The sequence below is a fragment of the Psychrobacillus glaciei genome, from assembly GCF_008973485.1.
GTDB classification, from domain to species: domain Bacteria; phylum Bacillota; class Bacilli; order Bacillales_A; family Planococcaceae; genus Psychrobacillus; species Psychrobacillus glaciei.
In genome coordinates this window covers 2887642-2904810 of record NZ_CP031223.1, presented here as the reverse complement: position 1 = coordinate 2904810, position 17169 = coordinate 2887642, and the positions used below count along the sequence as shown (strand labels likewise).

14 protein-coding genes and 1 rRNA gene are annotated in these 17169 nt (G+C 37.3%); 9 read left to right on the top strand and 6 right to left on the bottom strand.

Going from position 1 to position 17169, the window contains the following annotated elements:
* Positions 1–18: 18 nt before the first annotated feature.
* Complete coding sequence (locus PB01_RS13625) at positions 19–1188, bottom strand: MalY/PatB family protein (protein WP_151700699.1); 1170 nt, start codon at positions 1186–1188, stop codon at positions 19–21.
* A gap of 75 nt (positions 1189–1263) precedes the next feature.
* Between PB01_RS13625 and PB01_RS13620 the strand changes: the two genes are divergently transcribed.
* Positions 1264–1524: a DUF1871 family protein gene (locus PB01_RS13620; RefSeq protein WP_151700698.1), complete on the top strand. Its 261-nt coding sequence runs from the start codon at positions 1264–1266 to the stop codon at positions 1522–1524.
* 35 nt (positions 1525–1559) lie between these two features.
* On the opposite strand, the gene PB01_RS13615 is transcribed toward PB01_RS13620, so the two are convergent.
* Positions 1560–1772, bottom strand: a complete 213-nt coding sequence (locus PB01_RS13615; RefSeq protein WP_151700697.1) for a helix-turn-helix domain-containing protein — start codon at positions 1770–1772, stop codon at positions 1560–1562.
* Between the two features lie 96 nt (positions 1773–1868).
* Positions 1869–3206 carry a sodium-dependent transporter gene (locus tag PB01_RS13610; protein ID WP_151700696.1) on the bottom strand — a complete coding sequence of 446 codons (1338 nt, stop codon included), beginning with the start codon at positions 3204–3206 and terminating at the stop codon, positions 1869–1871.
* A gap of 127 nt (positions 3207–3333) precedes the next feature.
* Here PB01_RS13610 and PB01_RS13605 point away from each other — a divergent pair, with 127 nt between their 5' ends.
* The 3 genes from PB01_RS13605 (at position 3334) to yugI (ending at position 5632) form a co-directional block, all read left to right on the top strand.
* Entirely contained in the window at positions 3334–3891 is a 558-nt protein-coding gene (locus PB01_RS13605; RefSeq protein ID WP_151700695.1) for an RNA polymerase sigma factor, read from the top strand.
* Positions 3881–5173, top strand: coding sequence for a hypothetical protein (locus tag PB01_RS13600; protein ID WP_151700694.1), 1293 nt, complete (start codon positions 3881–3883; stop codon positions 5171–5173). Before PB01_RS13605 ends, PB01_RS13600 begins: the two co-directional genes overlap by 11 nt.
* An 84-nt stretch (positions 5174–5257) precedes the next feature.
* On the top strand, positions 5258–5632 hold the full coding sequence (yugI, locus tag PB01_RS13595) for a S1 domain-containing post-transcriptional regulator GSP13 (RefSeq protein WP_151700693.1): 375 nt from the start codon (positions 5258–5260) through the stop codon (positions 5630–5632).
* 516 nt (positions 5633–6148) lie between these two features.
* Here the strand turns inward: yugI and PB01_RS13590 are convergent.
* Positions 6149–7456 (bottom strand): sigma 54-interacting transcriptional regulator, encoded by a 1308-nt coding sequence (locus PB01_RS13590; protein WP_151700692.1) that lies wholly within the window; start codon positions 7454–7456, stop codon positions 6149–6151.
* A gap of 136 nt (positions 7457–7592) precedes the next feature.
* Between PB01_RS13590 and pruA the strand changes: the two genes are divergently transcribed.
* The 4 genes from pruA to PB01_RS13570 all read left to right on the top strand — a co-directional run bounded on the left by pruA (position 7593) and on the right by PB01_RS13570 (position 13004).
* Positions 7593–9137, top strand: coding sequence for an L-glutamate gamma-semialdehyde dehydrogenase (gene pruA, locus PB01_RS13585; protein WP_151700691.1), 1545 nt, complete (start codon positions 7593–7595; stop codon positions 9135–9137).
* A 94-nt stretch (positions 9138–9231) separates the two neighbouring features.
* Positions 9232–10425, top strand: a complete 1194-nt coding sequence (locus PB01_RS13580; protein WP_151700690.1) for an ornithine--oxo-acid transaminase — start codon at positions 9232–9234, stop codon at positions 10423–10425.
* A gap of 81 nt (positions 10426–10506) precedes the next feature.
* Positions 10507–11751 carry a Glu/Leu/Phe/Val family dehydrogenase gene (locus PB01_RS13575; protein WP_151700689.1) on the top strand — a complete coding sequence of 415 codons (1245 nt, stop codon included), beginning with the start codon at positions 10507–10509 and terminating at the stop codon, positions 11749–11751.
* Positions 11752–11840: 89 nt separating this feature from the next.
* The gene (locus tag PB01_RS13570; RefSeq protein ID WP_151700688.1) at positions 11841–13004 is read left to right on the top strand and encodes an iron-containing alcohol dehydrogenase; all 1164 of its coding nucleotides are present in this window, start codon (positions 11841–11843) and stop codon (positions 13002–13004) included.
* Positions 13005–13028: 24 nt separating this feature from the next.
* Here the strand turns inward: PB01_RS13570 and PB01_RS13565 are convergent, their stop codons facing one another.
* A complete protein-coding gene (locus PB01_RS13565; protein ID WP_151700687.1) occupies positions 13029–14018 on the bottom strand; it encodes a cation diffusion facilitator family transporter in 990 nt (329 codons plus the stop codon).
* Positions 14019–14034: 16 nt separating this feature from the next.
* Entirely contained in the window at positions 14035–14748 is a 714-nt protein-coding gene (locus PB01_RS13560; RefSeq protein ID WP_151700686.1) for an MgtC/SapB family protein, read from the bottom strand.
* 689 nt (positions 14749–15437) lie between these two features.
* Here PB01_RS13560 and PB01_RS13555 point away from each other — a divergent pair.
* Positions 15438–16991 (top strand): 16S ribosomal RNA (locus PB01_RS13555).
* The last annotated feature ends 178 nt before the right edge of the window (positions 16992–17169 follow it).

The window sequence follows — 17169 nt, the reverse complement described above, 5'->3', positions numbered from 1 at the left end:
TTTATTATGAGGCTTTACTTATGTTAAAGCTTTTATAAATCTCGCGACTCCTTCTTCTATTGTCAATCTTGGACATGCAACGTTCATACGTAAAAAGCCATTTCCAGCTTCCCCGTATTTTGTTCCAGGTTCTAGTGCCAGCTTCCCTTTTGATAAAAGAAGATCCATCATTTCTTTTTCAGATAAACCGGTGTCACGATAGTCAATCCATAATAAATACGTAGCATCCGGTTTGTTCACTTTTATTCCATCTATTTTAGACGTTAATTGATCCACCACAAAATCCATATTAGAAGATACAATTTCTAAAAGTTCTTCCAGCCAAGCTTCCCCATGTTCATAAGCTGCTTGGAAAGCAGTCAATGAGAAAATACTCAATTCCATTTGTCCACGTGCCAAAGCTTGTTCCTCTAGTACTTTTCTTTTCTGTTCATCTGGAACAATAATTGTTGCTGCTTGAATACCTGCTAAGTTAAACGTTTTGGTAGGAGCAAAGAACGAAATAACATTATTAGGATTTTCCGCTACCGATAATATTGGAATATGCTTGTTTGGTTTAAAAATTAAATCTGAGTGAATTTCATCCGATAAAACTAAAACATTATTACTTTGGCATAATGTTGCTATTTTAGTTAAGTCTTCCTTACTCCACACTTTTCCGCCGGGGTTATGTGGGCTACAGAGGATAAATGCTTTTACTCCTGATTTTAATTTTGCTTCAAATGCATCAAAATCAATTTCTAATGAGCCATCTTTTTCGACAAGTCGGCAAGTTTCTACAACTCTCCCAAGTTTTTCAGGGATACTAGTAAATGGGGGATACACGGGTGTATGTATAAGGATTTTGTCTCCTACTTCTGTAAAAGCTTCAACAACCGCTGCTATGGAAGGAATCACACCTTGTTGAAACAAAATCCATTTATTTTCTATTTTTAATTGATGCTTTTTTAGTAACCAGTTAGTAAGCGCTGCTTTTGTTTCTTCGGGTGCCAAAGAATATCCGAAAACAGGGTGCTCTAATCGTTGGTGCAATGCATCGATAATGGGAGAGGGTATTGCAAAATCCATGTCTGCAATCCACATCGGAAGTACTTGGGAAGCATCTGGGATTGAATAAATTTCTTCCACTGAATCCCATTTTACCGAATGGGTATTACGTCTTTGGTAAACAGTTGTAAAATCAGACAAATTAATTACCTCTTTCAATTTAAGATTATTATGTTATTATAACTCTAACGAATAAAAACAGTAAGGTGAAAATTTATGGACTCAATTGAAATGAATCGAAAAGCTGTTTGGACATTACAGGAATGGGACCCATTTGAAATAGGTATCGATAGTTATGATGCAGAAGCGGCAGATGTCGTTGCAGATTTACAAATGATTGATCACCCTTCTGACCTAGCCAAACGAATTCAAACTATTTATGAACATTCATTTGAACAGTGGATTCCACTCGAAAAGTGTGTGGAAATTTCGTACAAATTAATCGCTTTGAAGTATGAGATGAAATCCATCATCTAAAAAGAAAAAGCTTTCGGTGTAAAAACCGAAAGCTTTTATGCGTTTTGTAGGCCGTCTAATAGATTAGAAGCTGGTACTTCTAATGCATTGGACAATTTAAGTAGTGTTTGTACGGAAGGGGTTTCATTGCCAGCTTCGTAAGCCTCAAGCTTTCCAGTACCGATTCTTGTTTTTAGTGCAAGTGTTTCTAAAGAAATATTGCGTTCTTCTCTTAATTGACGTAATTGTAAGTGTAGTTCTCTTTTCATTATTACATCCATCCTTTCAACGAAGTCTTAATGTATTAATATATTATAGCACAAAATTTTTAGAACATCATTTATTGAAGAAACGAGTAGAAATTTTTAGAAAAATACTTTAATTATTCCTTGGACAAATACGATAATAATTGCGACTGGAGCAGCATAACGAACGATGATATGCCATGCATGTAAAAGAAACGTATTTAGCTTTAACTCTTTAGAAAGTTCCGATTTTGATAGTACATATCCAGCAAATAAGGAGATAAACAATGCGCCAAGTGGTAACCCAAAGCTGCTGGTGATGAAGTCTGCAAAATCAAAAATGGACATGCTTAAAATGTGTATATTAGAAAGTACACCAAAAGATAAAGCACTTGGAATACCCACTATAAAGATATAGATCCCATATACCCATGCAGCACGTTTTCTACGATCATATTTTGACTTGATCCCAATGGATACAACAATTTCTAACATACTGATAGAAGAAGTGAGTGTTGCAAGTAGTAACAATATAAAAAATAAAATCAAGAAAAATTGCCCAAATAGGATTTGCTTAAATACCGCTGGTAAGATGATAAATACTAACCCAGGACCCGAATCAGGAGAAAATCCAAGGGCAAATACAGCAGGGAAAATAACAAGACCAGCCATAATCGAAATCCCAATATTGAGTAAAGATACACTGAGCGCTGAACTACCTAATTTCGTCTCTTTTGGTAGGTAGGAAGCGTATGTAATCATTGCTGAAACACCGACACTTAAAGAAAAGAATGTTTGACCTAAGGCAACTAATGCAGTTTTCCAATTGAGGTAGGACCAATCAGGCACAAAGAGGAACTTAATTCCTTCCATAGCCCCCTCTAGTGTTAAGGAACGAATTGCTAATACAACAAAAAATATAAGAAGTAGGGGCATCATCCATTTACTAGTCTTCTCAATCCCACTTTTTATCCCGCCAGATACTATCCAAATGGTTAAAAAGATGAATACACCTTGTCCTATTAAAACTTCCAAAGGATTGGAGATAACTGTATTAAAAAGGTCTTCATAGAACGTTTCGCTCGTTCCATTCAAGCTAAATGTAATAGCTCTTATCAAATAAGATAAAATCCAACCTCCAACAACACTATAAAAAGATAGTATGATAAATGAAAAGATAAATCCGGACCATCCGATTAAAAACCAGGGCTTCCCTGGAGCAAGTTTCTTAAATCCACTAACAGGATCGGCTTGCCCTTTTCTTCCAATAATAAATTCTGCAAGTAGAATAGGTAACCCAATTAAAATTGTACATACGATAAATAGTATTACGAACACACTACCACCGTTTGTTCCTGCCATATAAGGGAACATCCAAATCGCGCCTAATCCGATTGCACTTCCAGCAGCTGCTAATATAAAACCTATCTTCGATCCAAAATGATCTCTTTCTTCCATGGTAATTCCTCCTTTTGAAGGACTGTCTTATTGTACACAAGGTTTTTATGAAAATGTATGCGTAAATGTGAAACATAATTGAACGATCTTTCGTATCACCCATACATAGAGAGAGCGAGGGGGAGCAATGTCAGAATATGAACTTATCGAGCGAGCGCAGCAAGGAGACAAAGTTGCTTATACAGAGCTCATTCAAAACCACCATCGAACGGTTGAAAAGTTTGCATTTCAATGTGGCGTGAAAGTAAATGATATACCTGATGTCACACAAGAAGTGTTTGTAAAGTTATATCGTTTTTTACATCAGTTCGAGCGTGAGCGGTTTTCTACATGGTTATACAAAATAACATTAAATACAACGAGGGACTATTACCGAAAAGAAACAAAAGAGAAGGAAAAGGAAGAAAAAATAAGTAATGAATTTGGGATGAAATATTCAACCAAATCAGCAGAAGATAAAGTACTTGTCTTTGAGGAAGATAGAGAACTGCATTATGCAATCCAGTCACTCGATGAAAAGTACCGACACCCAATTATCCTGTTCTATTTTCATGAATTATCATACGAACAAATCGGGGATATTTTAAACGTCCCCTTTACTACAATCAAAACTAGATTACTCCGAGCAAAAGGACAACTAAAAAGTATACTTTCAAAGAACGGAGGTGCAAAACATGGACGATAAACAACTAGAAGAACGAATAGATTTATTGAAATCATCCTATGAAAGAGTACCTTCTAATTTCGACGTGGATGAAGTATTAAATAAAATTGAAGAGAAAGAAGTTTCTTTAAAAATGGAGCCAATCAAAAAAGAGTCAAAATGGAGACTTCTTTCCGTTTTGACGGTCAGTATTGCAAGTATATTTGTAATGGGACTTTTGAGTGCTTTCTATATTTTCCAAAGTGAAGTTCAACAAGGTGAAAATAGGGGAGATAAACAGGCGCAAATTGTAGCAGAGCAATATATTGAGAAACTTAAAGAACAATATCCCATAGAGCGAGAAAAAAGAAGAAAACTGTTGAATCTTTCGGAAGATGAGTTTTCAAAGATTGATTTTATTTCATTAGCAGATAGTAATTATGAATTTATTATTGATCCAAGAAGTAACCGATATTTCTCTAATATAGTTATAGGCGATGTTGACTCTCGAGTTACTGATTTATTGAACGAATTAATACTTCCTTCAGAGATGGTTGAAGAAATAGAAAAGCAAGAACAACTAGATAAAGCAGAAACAATAGAGTTTTTCAAAAAGTACTATTCAAGCATAAATAGTTTAAAATTATATGCAAATGAAAAACTGAAAGATTATAACGATGAGCTAACCGTATACAATGAAGATGGATTATACAGTTTGAACAGCATTTTAGAAAATGAAGAAGATCTTCCAGTAGAACTCCAAAACCTGATTCAGTCATTACAAAAACAAGGATTAGAATTGGGAGCGATTGAGGATGGACTGGAGATAGAGTTTCGTTTTAATCAGGATTTAGTTCAATCAAAAATCGCATATAAACTGGATACAATTGCGGATGGTTACTTTGCGATCATGAGCTTTGAGCCTTTTACGTATGCATGGGAGCTACTTCATCCGATGCAAGAAACAATGGGGGCATTATTAAGTATGGAAGATGTTTTGCTGGATGAAAGCGTTGGGGGCTTCGGAAGAATGGAGACATATTATACAAGTGTGTTCTACTTTCTAGTAAAAGGTACGAGAGAAAATCCTGTTTTTTCAGCGAAAGGAATTGTAAAAGAAGAGTATAGAAAGATGTGGAGACAGATGACAGAGGTTGATAAAAACTCACCTTCTCCTTATTTATTAATCCCTATAGTGAAAGAATTTGAGGGAAATGGATGGAAAAAATCTGAAGAGTGGGATGATTTCTCTTATGAAGATATTGAAGTCGCTCTTCACCTTGCTGTAAATGGTGATTTGGGGCAGTTCATGCCAACCAAGTGATTTTTGCTCGCTCTCTTTCTACTATGTTATAATTTAACATGACCGTTAGGGTAGATACGAACATAGATGTAGGGAGTGAACGAGATGAACAAAGATTTTACGGTAGGAGATGTTGTTAAGGGAAAAGTTACTGGCATTCAACCTTATGGTGCTTTTGTTAGTTTAGATGAAGATACACAAGGGCTTGTGCATATTTCTGAAATAACATATGGCTATGTGAAAGAAGTCAGTGAGTTTCTAACAGTTGGGCAAGAAGTCGAAGTAAAAATCTTAGAAGTAGATAATGATTCAGGAAAAATAAGTTTGTCCATCCGTGAACTACAAGAAAAACCTGCAGTTCCTAAAAAAGATGATAAACCAAGGAAAACCCTCCAAGCACGTGTAGATGAGCATGATCAAGAAGGGTTTAACACTTTAAAAGAAAAGCTAGCAGATTGGATTAAACAATCGATCCGCTAATAAATGAAAAGGGGGCTCTGAGTGTTGTACAAAAACGACAACACTCAGAGCCTCCTTTTTTAAAAGATATGAAAGTATATGAATCTTGGATGCTAGTAATCCAATAATAGTAAAGATTCATAGTATCATTTCAAGGGTTTAATCTTGATTTTTTTTTAGTATTAACGTCCACAGTGTACATGATTCAGTGCGTGTATGATTAGAGTAGTCGGTACTAGAGAAAAATAGATAGTATCCTAGTATAAAGAAGTGCTGAACGGACGAAATTGCATCTTCGTCCGCCTTTAAAAGAATAGGAAAGTATCTAATCTCTCATTAACCAAACCTTACGCACCTTGTCTCTACCTATTCCAAGAGGGCGACGGACAAACATCCACCACAAGATTACTGAAAAAAATGGCTCGAGAAGTGATGCAGTTACTTCTCGAGCTAAATTACTACGGTAATGGTGTAGTCGATGTTTCGTCCAATGCACTCTGGAACTAGTAAAGACCAGGTGCGCTTCAAGGCCGCTTCTTATTTTTTCATTTTTCTAAGTCGGTACTGTAAATTTTGGCGACTCATACCTAATGCCTCTGCAGCCTTTGTAATATTCCCATCAAACTTATCCAATGCTTTTTGTAAATAATACGTCTCCGCTTCTCTTAAATATTCATCTAACGGCAACATATCTTTTTCAGAAGTGACAACAAAATCCTCTGCTTTTTTTGTTGTTTCATTGAAGTCTTGAACCTTTAACTTAAAGTGAAGAGGGAGCATATCGAATTTTAGCACTTGCTCCGTTGTAATCATGGAGCTAATTTCATCTAATAGTAGTTCGAGTTCTTTTAAATTCCCTGGCCATTCATATGTTAAAAATGCTTGACTAACTTCTTCCTCTATTTCATTAATAGTGGAACCATAACGATTGAGGTATCGATTAAAATAATCGTGTGTAAAAGGTAGAATATCGTCTGTCCGATTACGAAGAGGTGGTAAAGTAATTGCGACGGTTGCAAAGTAATAGTAAAGTTCTTTACTTAACTTATTTGTAGCTATTAAATCAACAGGATCTTGACCAATACTTGCGATAAATAAATTTTCTCCATTTTTATTTGAATTTAAAATTTGCAAAAGCTGATTTTGTAATTCAAGGGATAATAAATCGATTCTTTCACAAAATATTGTACAGTTTGTGATATGTTCTAGCTCTATTTTAAACTTATTAATTAAGTGTTTATCCGAACTGTGGCAAAAAAGGGAAATAAATTGATTGTTTGCGGGAGATAGCTGATTGTGAATTCCTTCAGCAATTAAATCTTTTCCAGTGCCAGCTTCCCCAATTAATAATACAGGCATTCGAACGTGAGCGGCTTTAAGAGATCTCTCCACTATTTCTCGCATGGATAGGGAAACAGCTGTAATAGAAGAAAGGGTGATTGGTTCATTGTACCGTTTTAATGGTTGATAAATTAGTCTTTCTAATGCAGTAATATCTCTTGAAAATTCTACTGCTCCAATCAGTTTCCCCTCTTCCAAAACAGGGTATGTATCATTAATAGTAGTTATCTCTTGCCCGTTTCGATTCCAATAAGTCTGTTTAACGCGTAAAACGGGTTCTCCACTATGAAGAACTTTTAACAATGTACTATCTTGTTGTTCGAATTGAAAAAGTTCTAAAATGGATCGATCCTCTACGTCCACAGAATTTAATCCTTCTATTTCTTTCATTTTTTCGTTATAGATAACTGTTCTTCCTGTTGTATCCACGGCGTGAATTCCAACGGCTACTTGCTCCGTAGCAAATTTATAAAAAGGAAGAAGTTTTACTAATTTTACGTCCATTTGGCTCACCTCAAAAAAAAATTTCAACATTTTAGAATTTAATACTTGAAAAACGCAACAATCTTTTGCATTATTATATATGTAAACGGATTAAAAGAGCAAATTATTTTTGCACTAAAATTTAAGGAGGATTTACATGATTGATTATAGACATGAAGCATTCACAGATTTTTCTAAAGAAGAAAACAAAAAAGCGATTAAAGAAGGATATAAAGTAGTTGAAGCATACCTTGGTGAAGAGTACCCGTTAATCGTTGGCGGTGAAAGAATTACGACTGAAGGTAAAATCACTTCTTATAACCCAGCAAATAAAGAGCAAGTAGTAGGTACTGTTTCTAAAGCAACAAAAGATATTGCATCTAAAGCAATGGATATTGCAGATGAAGTTTTTAATACATGGAAAAAAGTAAAACCAGCAGTTCGTGCTGACGTTCTTTTCAAAGCAGCAGCTATTATGCGCCGTCGTAAAGCTGAATTCTCTGCATTATTATCAAAAGAAGCAGGGAAAACTTGGGTGGAAGCAGACGTAGAAGCAGCGGAAGCAATTGACTTCTTAGAATATTATGGCCGCGAAATGTTACGTTTAAAAGATGGCTCACCAGTTGTAAGCCGTCCAGGTGAATATAACCGTTATGACTATATTCCATTAGGAGTTGCTGTAGTTATTTCTCCATGGAACTTCCCGTTTGCAATTATGGCTGGTACTACAGTTGCAGCAATGGTAGCAGGTAACACAGTTCTATTAAAACCGGCTTCAACTACTCCAGTTGTTGCATATAAATTTGTTGAGATACTAGAAGAAGCTGGAATGCCGGCAGGTGTTGTAAACTTCATCCCAGGTTCAGGTGCTGAAATTGGTGACTTCTTAGTAGAACATCCACGTACTCGTTTAATCAGCTTTACAGGTTCTCGTGATGTTGGTTTAGGAATCGTAGAAAAATCATCTAAATTATCTCCAGGACAAATCTGGATTAAACGCTCAATCCTTGAAATGGGTGGTAAAGATACAATCGTAGTAGATAAAGAAGCTGATTTAGAATTAGCTGCTCAATCTATCGTAAAATCTGCATTCGGTTTCAGTGGTCAAAAATGTTCTGCATGTTCACGTGCTGTAATCGTTGAAGATGTATACGATCAAGTGGTGAGCCGTGTAGAAGAATTAACAAATGCTTTAACAGTTGGTATTCCTGATAATGATGAGCATTTTGTTGGTCCAGTTATCGACGGAGCTTCTTTCAATAAAATTATGAGCTATATCGAAATCGGTAAAGGAGAAGGTCGCCTTGTTACAGGTGGTACTGGGGATGATTCAAAAGGATTCTTCATCCAACCTACTGTAATCGCTGATCTTTCTCCAACTTCTCGAATCATGCAAGAAGAAATCTTTGGTCCAGTTGTAGGTATTTCAAAAGCAAAAGATTTCAACGAAGCAATTGAAATTGCAAACAACACGGAATACGGCTTAACAGGTGCAGTTATTACAAATAACCGCATGAACTTAGAAAAAGCACGTGAAGAATTCCACGTTGGTAACCTTTACTTCAACCGTGGATGTACGGGTGCAATCGTTGGATACCAACCATTTGGTGGATTTAATATGTCTGGTACAGATTCAAAAGCTGGCGGACCTGATTATGTTCAACTTCATATGCAAGCAAAAACAACTTCAGAAATGCTTTAATTTTATTGAGCAGGTGTCACAGCCTGCTCCATAAATGGGTATTTATAAATGTCGATGTGTTTACCAACTATAAAAAAAAGAGGAGTATGAATCCATGACAATTTCACAACAAGTTATTGAACAAACAAATAAATTTGGTGCAAATAACTATAACCCACTTCCAATCGTTGTTTCAGAAGCAGAAGGAGTTTGGGTAAAAGATCCAGAAGGTAACAAATACATGGATATGCTTTCTGCTTATTCTGCAGTAAACCAAGGGCATCGTCATTCAAAGATCATTCAAGCTCTAAAAGATCAAGCCGATCGTGTAACTTTAACTTCACGTGCATTCCATAACGATCAATTAGGTCCATGGTATGAAAAAGTTAGCAAATTAACAGGTAAAGAAATGGTATTACCAATGAATACTGGTGCGGAAGCCGTTGAAACTGCACTAAAAGCAGCTCGTAGATGGGCTTATGATGTTAAAGGTGTAGGAGCAGATCAAGCAGAAATCATTGCATGTAATGGAAACTTCCATGGTCGTACAATGGGAGCAGTGTCTTTGTCATCTGATCCTGAATATAAACGTGGATTTGGACCAATGCTTCCAGGAATCAACTTAATTCCTTATGGAGATTTAGAAGCACTTAAAGCTGCAATTACTCCGAATACTGCTGCTTTTATCATTGAGCCTATTCAAGGGGAAGCGGGAATTGTTATTCCTCCAGCTGGTTTCTTAAAAGCTGCACTTGAATTATGTCGTGAAAACAATGTGTTGTTTATTGCAGACGAAATCCAAGCAGGACTTGGTCGTACTGGTAAAATGTTTGCATGTGAATGGGAAGATGTTAATCCAGATATGTACATTTTAGGTAAAGCACTTGGTGGTGGAGTATTCCCAATTTCATGTATCGTTGCGAACAATGATGTTTTAAGCGTGTTTAACCCAGGATCACATGGCTCTACATTTGGTGGTAACCCTATGGCTTGTGCTGTTTCTATAGCAGCTCTTGATGTTTTGGTAGATGAAAAGTTAGCAGAACGTTCACTTGAATTAGGAAATTATTTCATGGATGCTTTAAAAGAAATTCAACATCCTTCTATAAAAGAAGTTCGTGGTCGTGGATTATTCATCGGTATGGAGTTAACTGAAGAAGCACGTCCATACTGTGAAGCTTTAAAAGAACTAGGATTATTATGTAAAGAAACACATGATACAGTAATTCGTTTTGCTCCACCTCTAGTTATCTCAAAAGAAGAATTAGATTGGGCAATTGAAAAAATTAAAAAAGTATTCAATAATTAATATTTGTTAGACAAATATCCTTTGCTATATGTTACAATTGTTCCGAATAAAACATTATGAATAAAGAGGCGAAACAATCAAATGGCTGATAATTTAAACCTGTTCACATCAACCCAGGCTGTCATTCAAGAGGCTCTGCACAAATTAGGTTATGATGAAGCAATGTATGAACTACTAAAAGAACCACTTAGAATGTTAGAAGTACGCATTCCAGTTAAAATGGATGATAATACAGTAAAAGTATTTACTGGTTACCGTGCACAACATAATGATGCTGTTGGTCCTACTAAAGGTGGAGTTCGTTTCCATCCAGGTGTAACACCTGATGAAATGAAGGCTCTTTCTATGTGGATGACTTTGAAAGCTGGGATTGTTGATCTTCCATACGGCGGAGGTAAAGGTGGGGTTGTTTGTGACCCACGTGAAATGTCTATGGGAGAAATTGAACGTTTAAGCCGTGGATATGTAAGAGCGGTTGGACAAATAGTTGGACCAACGAAAGATATCCCTGCACCAGATGTATTTACTAACGCACAAATTATGGCATGGATGATGGATGAATATAGTCGTATGGACCAATTCAATTCACCAGGCTTTATAACAGGTAAACCAATTGTACTTGGTGGTTCACAAGGTAGAGACCGTGCAACTGCACAAGGTGTAACAATTATTATTAACGAAGCTGCGAAAAAACGTGACATTGATATGCAAGGTGCACGTGTTGTTATTCAAGGCTTTGGTAATGCTGGAAGTTTCCTTGCTAAATTCTTGAACGATCAAGGTGCAAAAGTTATTGCTATTTCTGATGCTTACGGTGCTTTACACGATCCAAACGGTTTAGATATCGATTATTTATTGGATCGTCGTGATAGTTTTGGTACTGTTACTACTTTGTTTGAAAATACAATTTCTAACCAAGAGTTATTGGAATTGGATTGCGATATTCTAGTTCCAGCTGCAATTGAAAACCAAATCACTGCTGACAATGCGCACAATATTAAAGCTAAAATTGTTGTTGAGGCTGCGAATGGTCCTACTACAACAGAGGCTACTAAAATTCTTTACGATAGAGATATTTTATTAGTTCCTGACGTTTTAGCAAGTGCTGGTGGAGTAACAGTGTCATACTTTGAATGGGTTCAAAATAACCAAGGTTACTACTGGACTGAAGATGAAGTAAACGACAAACTTATTTCGAAAATGGTAGATGCATTTGAAAATATTTATGAAGTAGCTACAACTCGTAATATTGATATGCGTTTAGCTGCATACATGGTTGGTGTACGAAGAACTGCTGAAGCTTCACGCTTCCGTGGTTGGGTATAAGATAACCACTTTTTAGAATAAGTTGAACCGCTTGTATTTTACAAGCGGTTTTTCTATGATTAAAAGACAATTCAGAGGAGGATATGTAGATGAATGCTTTTTCTTTTCAAAATCCAGTAAAATTAATTTTCGGTAAAGGACAGTTAAGTCAGTTAGCAGAAGAGCTTTCACTATACGGAAAAAAAGTATTAGTTGTATACGGTGGAGGAAGTATTAAGAAAAACGGATTATATGATCAAGTGATATCAGTATTAAATGATGCGAATATGGAAGTATTTGAATTAGCTGGAGTTGAACCAAATCCAAGATTATCTACCGCAAAACATGGGGCAGATATTTGTAAGCAAGAAGGAATCGAGGTTATATTAGCTGTTGGCGGAGGTTCTGTAATTGATTGTACAAAACTAATCGCTGCTGCTGCTAAATATGATGGAGACCCTTGGGATTTAGTGACACGAAAAGCCATTCCGGCAGATGCACTGCCTTTTGGAACTGTTTTAACACTAGCTGCGACCGGTTCTGAGATGAATGCCGGTTCTGTTATTACAAATGAAGAAACACAAGAAAAATATGGATGGGGTAATCCGCTTGTATTCCCTAAGTTTTCTATTTTAGATCCTGAAAATACTTTTACTGTACCATTAAATCAGACTGTTTATGGCATTGTTGACATGATGTCACACATGTTTGAACAATATTATCATAATGCGACGAATACTCCTGTCCAAGACGAGATGATTGAAGGGGTACTTCGTTCGGTTATTGAAACAGCTCCAAAACTTGTAGAAGACTTGGAAAACTATGAACTGCGTGAAACGATTTTATTTGCAGGTACAATAGGGTTAAACGGGTTCTTACAAATGGGCTATAATGGAGATTGGGCAAGTCACAATATCGAACATGCGGTATCAGCGGTATATGATATTCCCCATGCCGGCGGTTTAGCAATTATTTTCCCAAGATGGATGCGTCATAATGTAAATGTAAATCCGGAACGATTTGCAAAGATAGCAACAAAAGTTTTTAATGTGGATCCAGCGGGAAAAACTGCTGAAGAAGTTGCGTTTGAGGGTATCGATCGTTTAGCAACATTCTGGGCATCATTAGATGCCCCAACTAACTTATCAGATTACAACATTGATGATTCTAAAATTGACCTTATGGTTGAAAAAGCAATGGTTAATGGGGAGTATGGTAATTTCAATAAACTAAATGCAGTCGATACTAAAGCAATACTTACTGCATGCCTTTAATAAAACACCTGACTGAGCAAATGCTTAGTCAGGTGTTTTTAATGTCGTTTTCTTATCTTTATGATGCTTCCATTTTTTTATGCCATCATCTTCATCGAAGGCAATTGTTACATCTGTAACACTTTGTTGGTTTAAAATAAGCTCTTTCAAAACATCGTGAATGTCGTCTACTTCCGCAAATAATAGTGTTGGATCAATTTCTACAACTAAATTCACATGTAAAAATTCTCCTTCTTTTATGACTTCTAATTCTTTAATATCTTTTACATGAATGTTTTCAGACACGATATGGGCAATGTGAACAAGCATTTGTTCATCTGTTTCTCCTAAAGCACCTCTTGCATTATCAAGAAATACTTTTCCAACAACATAGAACATCATTAATCCAATGATAATAGAAGCAATTCCTTCTGCTTGTAAGAAACCAGTGTAATGTGATATTAGTATTGCCGTAAAGGCTAAAATACCACCAGAAGTAGCAACTAAGTCTTCCATAAATACAAGCTTAGTCGCTGGTTTTGCACGATTTATATAAGCAAAGCTTGTTGTAATTGGTCCAAGAAATGAACCCTTAATCCCGTTTTCGTGAAGGATTTCTTTCCCAGCTTTATAAAAAACAGCGGATTCTAGTAGAATTCCCAGTCCTAAAACAGTAAGACTTATTGCAACACCAGTAGAAGTAGTAGGGTGTTGAATCTGATGCCAGCCTTCTTTAATAGTTTCATATGAAAGAATTCCTACAATTAATACTGCTCCTAAACATACTAAATTTATAAGCCTTCCAAATCCATTTGGAAATCTTGGTGTAGGGGCTTTTTTAGATAATGCTGAACCTATATACACGAAAAATTGGTTAGCTGCATCTCCTATAGAGTGCATCATCTCTGCAAACATTGCGACATTGCCAGTAAAGAAGAATGCACCTGTTTTAATTATAGCGATAATTGTATTTACGATTGCTGCCGTTAAGGAGGATTTATTTCCACCTTTTAATAATTTTAAAAATTCACTCATTTAATTGCTCCTTTCACTAAATCGATGCAACCTCCATACGTTCAATGAAGTTTTCTTGTTTCATCATGAGATAAAAATCTACTGTATTTTTTTTAGTTATAATAGATAATCGCATTTCCATTTCATGTTTCATTTCATTATTCTCAAGAATGACGTCTTTAATTCGTATACTTTCTATATATACGTTGTTGTCCAGTAAATACTGATAGACATCCTTGATACTAGTCTCATTTGGAACAAGCACCTTCATCGATAATTCTTTTGAACGTAAACGCTTTGGTCCAATTTTAGTGAGGAGAGGGGGGATTAATTCTATACCAATCAACACAATACAAACAGTTAATGCCGCTTCAATATAAAATCCGGCACCGACTGCTATACCTATTCCGCCAGCTCCCCAAATCATTGCAGCGGTTGTTAATCCTGTAATGCTATCATTACCTTTGCGTAAAATGACGCCTGCACCTAAAAAACCAATTCCACTTACAATTTGTGCTGCTAGGCGAAGGGGGTCCATAGTAATATTTATTCCTTCACGCGGGCTTGCCGTATATGCTGTTTCAATGGAGATATACGTTAATAAACAACTAAAAGTAGCGATAACAATACTTGTTTTTAGTCCAATTGGTTTCTTCTTTAGTTCCCTTTCTATACCTATTATTAAACTTAATAATGCAGCTAAACATAATTTTAATAATATTTCTGTATTTCCTGTATATATGAAATCCATCAAAAATTCCCCCGCTTTATTTATCTCTTATAAAGAAGATATGTTTCTACTCACGTCATTAACAATTGAACTTCTTTCGTTTAGTTTACTTATATTGATGTAATCATAATTGGATTAATTGTGATGATAGCACTCCTAACAAGGAAGACTATTTTTATTAAGGGGAATGGGATGCCTAATTCTCATTACGTTTTGTTTTATGTTGTCCCCACTAATTCGAGTTATTACTAGACCTCTGCATTACGATTATATTGATATAGTTCCTTTTTTTCCTCTAATTAAAGAGTTAAGCAGTTTTAATATTCGTATTAAAATGGTGTTATATAAGGGTTTGTATACTCCTATAGAACAATAATAGTTGATAAAGTATAATTTTTTTAAAAAAGGTGTTGATTTTCATTTCAATGATGGGTATACTAATACTTGTCCTTCAGAACGACAGACAAACACTTTTGAAAAAGTTAAAAAAAGTTGTTGACATCGTTAATGAAAGAAGATATACTAATAAAGTCGTCAAAAACAAAACGACAACATACACAACATACACAACGTGAACATTGAAAACTGAACATGCAAAACGTTAAGAAATATAACTAGAAAGACTAGCTTCGGTTAGTTTGATAGTAAAACAATTTGGACATCATTTAATGATGATGCCAGCAAAACAAAATGAGCTTTTTAAGTTCTCTATTATGGAGAGTTTGATCCTGGCTCAGGACGAACGCTGGCGGCATGCCTAATACATGCAAGTCGAGCGAATGACGAAGAAGCTTGCTTCTTCTGATTTAGCGGCGGACGGGTGAGTAACACGTGGGCAACCTGCCCTGTAGATTGGGATAACTCCGGGAAACCGGGGCTAATACCGAATAATCCATTTCCTCACATGGGGAAATGTTAAAAGACGGTTTCGGCTGTCACTACAGGATGGGCCCGCGGCGCATTAGCTAGTTGGTGAGGTAACGGCTCACCAAGGCGACGATGCGTAGCCGACCTGAGAGGGTGATCGGCCACACTGGGACTGAGACACGGCCCAGACTCCTACGGGAGGCAGCAGTAGGGAATCTTCCACAATGGACGAAAGTCTGATGGAGCAATGCCGCGTGAGTGAAGAAGGTTTTCGGATCGTAAAACTCTGTTGTGAGGGAAGAACAAGTACGAGAGTAACTGCTCGTACCTTGACGGTACCTCATTAGAAAGCCACGGCTAACTACGTGCCAGCAGCCGCGGTAATACGTAGGTGGCAAGCGTTGTCCGGAATTATTGGGCGTAAAGCGCGCGCAGGCGGTCCTTTAAGTCTGATGTGAAATCCCACGGCTCAACCGTGGAAGGTCATTGGAAACTGGGGGACTTGAGTACAGAAGAGGAAAGCGGAATTCCAAGTGTAGCGGTGAAATGCGTAGAGATTTGGAGGAACACCAGTGGCGAAGGCGGCTTTCTGGTCTGTAACTGACGCTGAGGCGCGAAAGCGTGGGGAGCAAACAGGATTAGATACCCTGGTAGTCCACGCCGTAAACGATGAGTGCTAAGTGTTAGGGGGTTTCCGCCCCTTAGTGCTGCAGCTAACGCATTAAGCACTCCGCCTGGGGAGTACGGTCGCAAGACTGAAACTCAAAGGAATTGACGGGGGCCCGCACAAGCGGTGGAGCATGTGGTTTAATTCGAAGCAACGCGAAGAACCTTACCAGGTCTTGACATCCCGTTGACCGTTCTAGAGATAGATCTTTCCCTTCGGGGACAGCGGTGACAGGTGGTGCATGGTTGTCGTCAGCTCGTGTCGTGAGATGTTGGGTTAAGTCCCGCAACGAGCGCAACCCTTGATCTTAGTTGCCAGCATTTAGTTGGGCACTCTAAGGTGACTGCCGGTGATAAACCGGAGGAAGGTGGGGATGACGTCAAATCATCATGCCCCTTATGACCTGGGCTACACACGTGCTACAATGGACGGTACAGAGGGTCGCAACCCCGCGAGGGTGAGCTAATCCCATAAAACCGTTCTCAGTTCGGATTGTAGGCTGCAACTCGCCTACATGAAGCCGGAATCGCTAGTAATCGTGGATCAGCATGCCACGGTGAATACGTTCCCGGGCCTTGTACACACCGCCCGTCACACCACGAGAGTTTGTAACACCCGAAGTCGGTGGGGTAACCCTTACGGGAGCCAGCCGCCGAAGGTGGGACAGATGATTGGGGTGAAGTCGTAACAAGGTAGCCGTATCGGAAGGTGCGGCTGGATCACCTCCTTTCTAAGGATAATATCGGAATACAGATTTTTATCTGTATCTTAACGTTTTGCAGTTCAGTTTTGAATGTTCATTTTTATGAGCATTTGAAAACTTGTTCTTTGAAAACTGGATAAAATGACATTGAAAGAAACAAATTCAAGAAATTCAATTTGTAATTACTTTTGTGATTATATTTTGC

Coding starts and splice junctions, on each gene's coding strand:
- PB01_RS13620 (WP_151700698.1), top strand. CDS start 1,264: ATGGACTCAATTGAAATGAATCGAAAAGCTGTTTGGACATTACAGGAA.
- PB01_RS13600 (WP_151700694.1), top strand. CDS start 3,881: ATGGACGATAAACAACTAGAAGAACGAATAGATTTATTGAAATCATCC.
- PB01_RS13610 (WP_151700696.1), bottom strand. CDS start 3,206: ATGGAAGAAAGAGATCATTTTGGATCGAAGATAGGTTTTATATTAGCA.
- PB01_RS13590 (WP_151700692.1), bottom strand. CDS start 7,456: ATGGACGTAAAATTAGTAAAACTTCTTCCTTTTTATAAATTTGCTACG.
- PB01_RS13615 (WP_151700697.1), bottom strand. CDS start 1,772: ATGAAAAGAGAACTACACTTACAATTACGTCAATTAAGAGAAGAACGC.
- PB01_RS13565 (WP_151700687.1), bottom strand. CDS start 14,018: ATGAGTGAATTTTTAAAATTATTAAAAGGTGGAAATAAATCCTCCTTA.
- PB01_RS13580 (WP_151700690.1), top strand. CDS start 9,232: ATGACAATTTCACAACAAGTTATTGAACAAACAAATAAATTTGGTGCA.
- pruA (WP_151700691.1), top strand. CDS start 7,593: ATGATTGATTATAGACATGAAGCATTCACAGATTTTTCTAAAGAAGAA.
- yugI (WP_151700693.1), top strand. CDS start 5,258: ATGAACAAAGATTTTACGGTAGGAGATGTTGTTAAGGGAAAAGTTACT.
- PB01_RS13560 (WP_151700686.1), bottom strand. CDS start 14,748: ATGGATTTCATATATACAGGAAATACAGAAATATTATTAAAATTATGT.
- PB01_RS13575 (WP_151700689.1), top strand. CDS start 10,507: ATGGCTGATAATTTAAACCTGTTCACATCAACCCAGGCTGTCATTCAA.
- PB01_RS13570 (WP_151700688.1), top strand. CDS start 11,841: ATGAATGCTTTTTCTTTTCAAAATCCAGTAAAATTAATTTTCGGTAAA.
- PB01_RS13605 (WP_151700695.1), top strand. CDS start 3,334: ATGTCAGAATATGAACTTATCGAGCGAGCGCAGCAAGGAGACAAAGTT.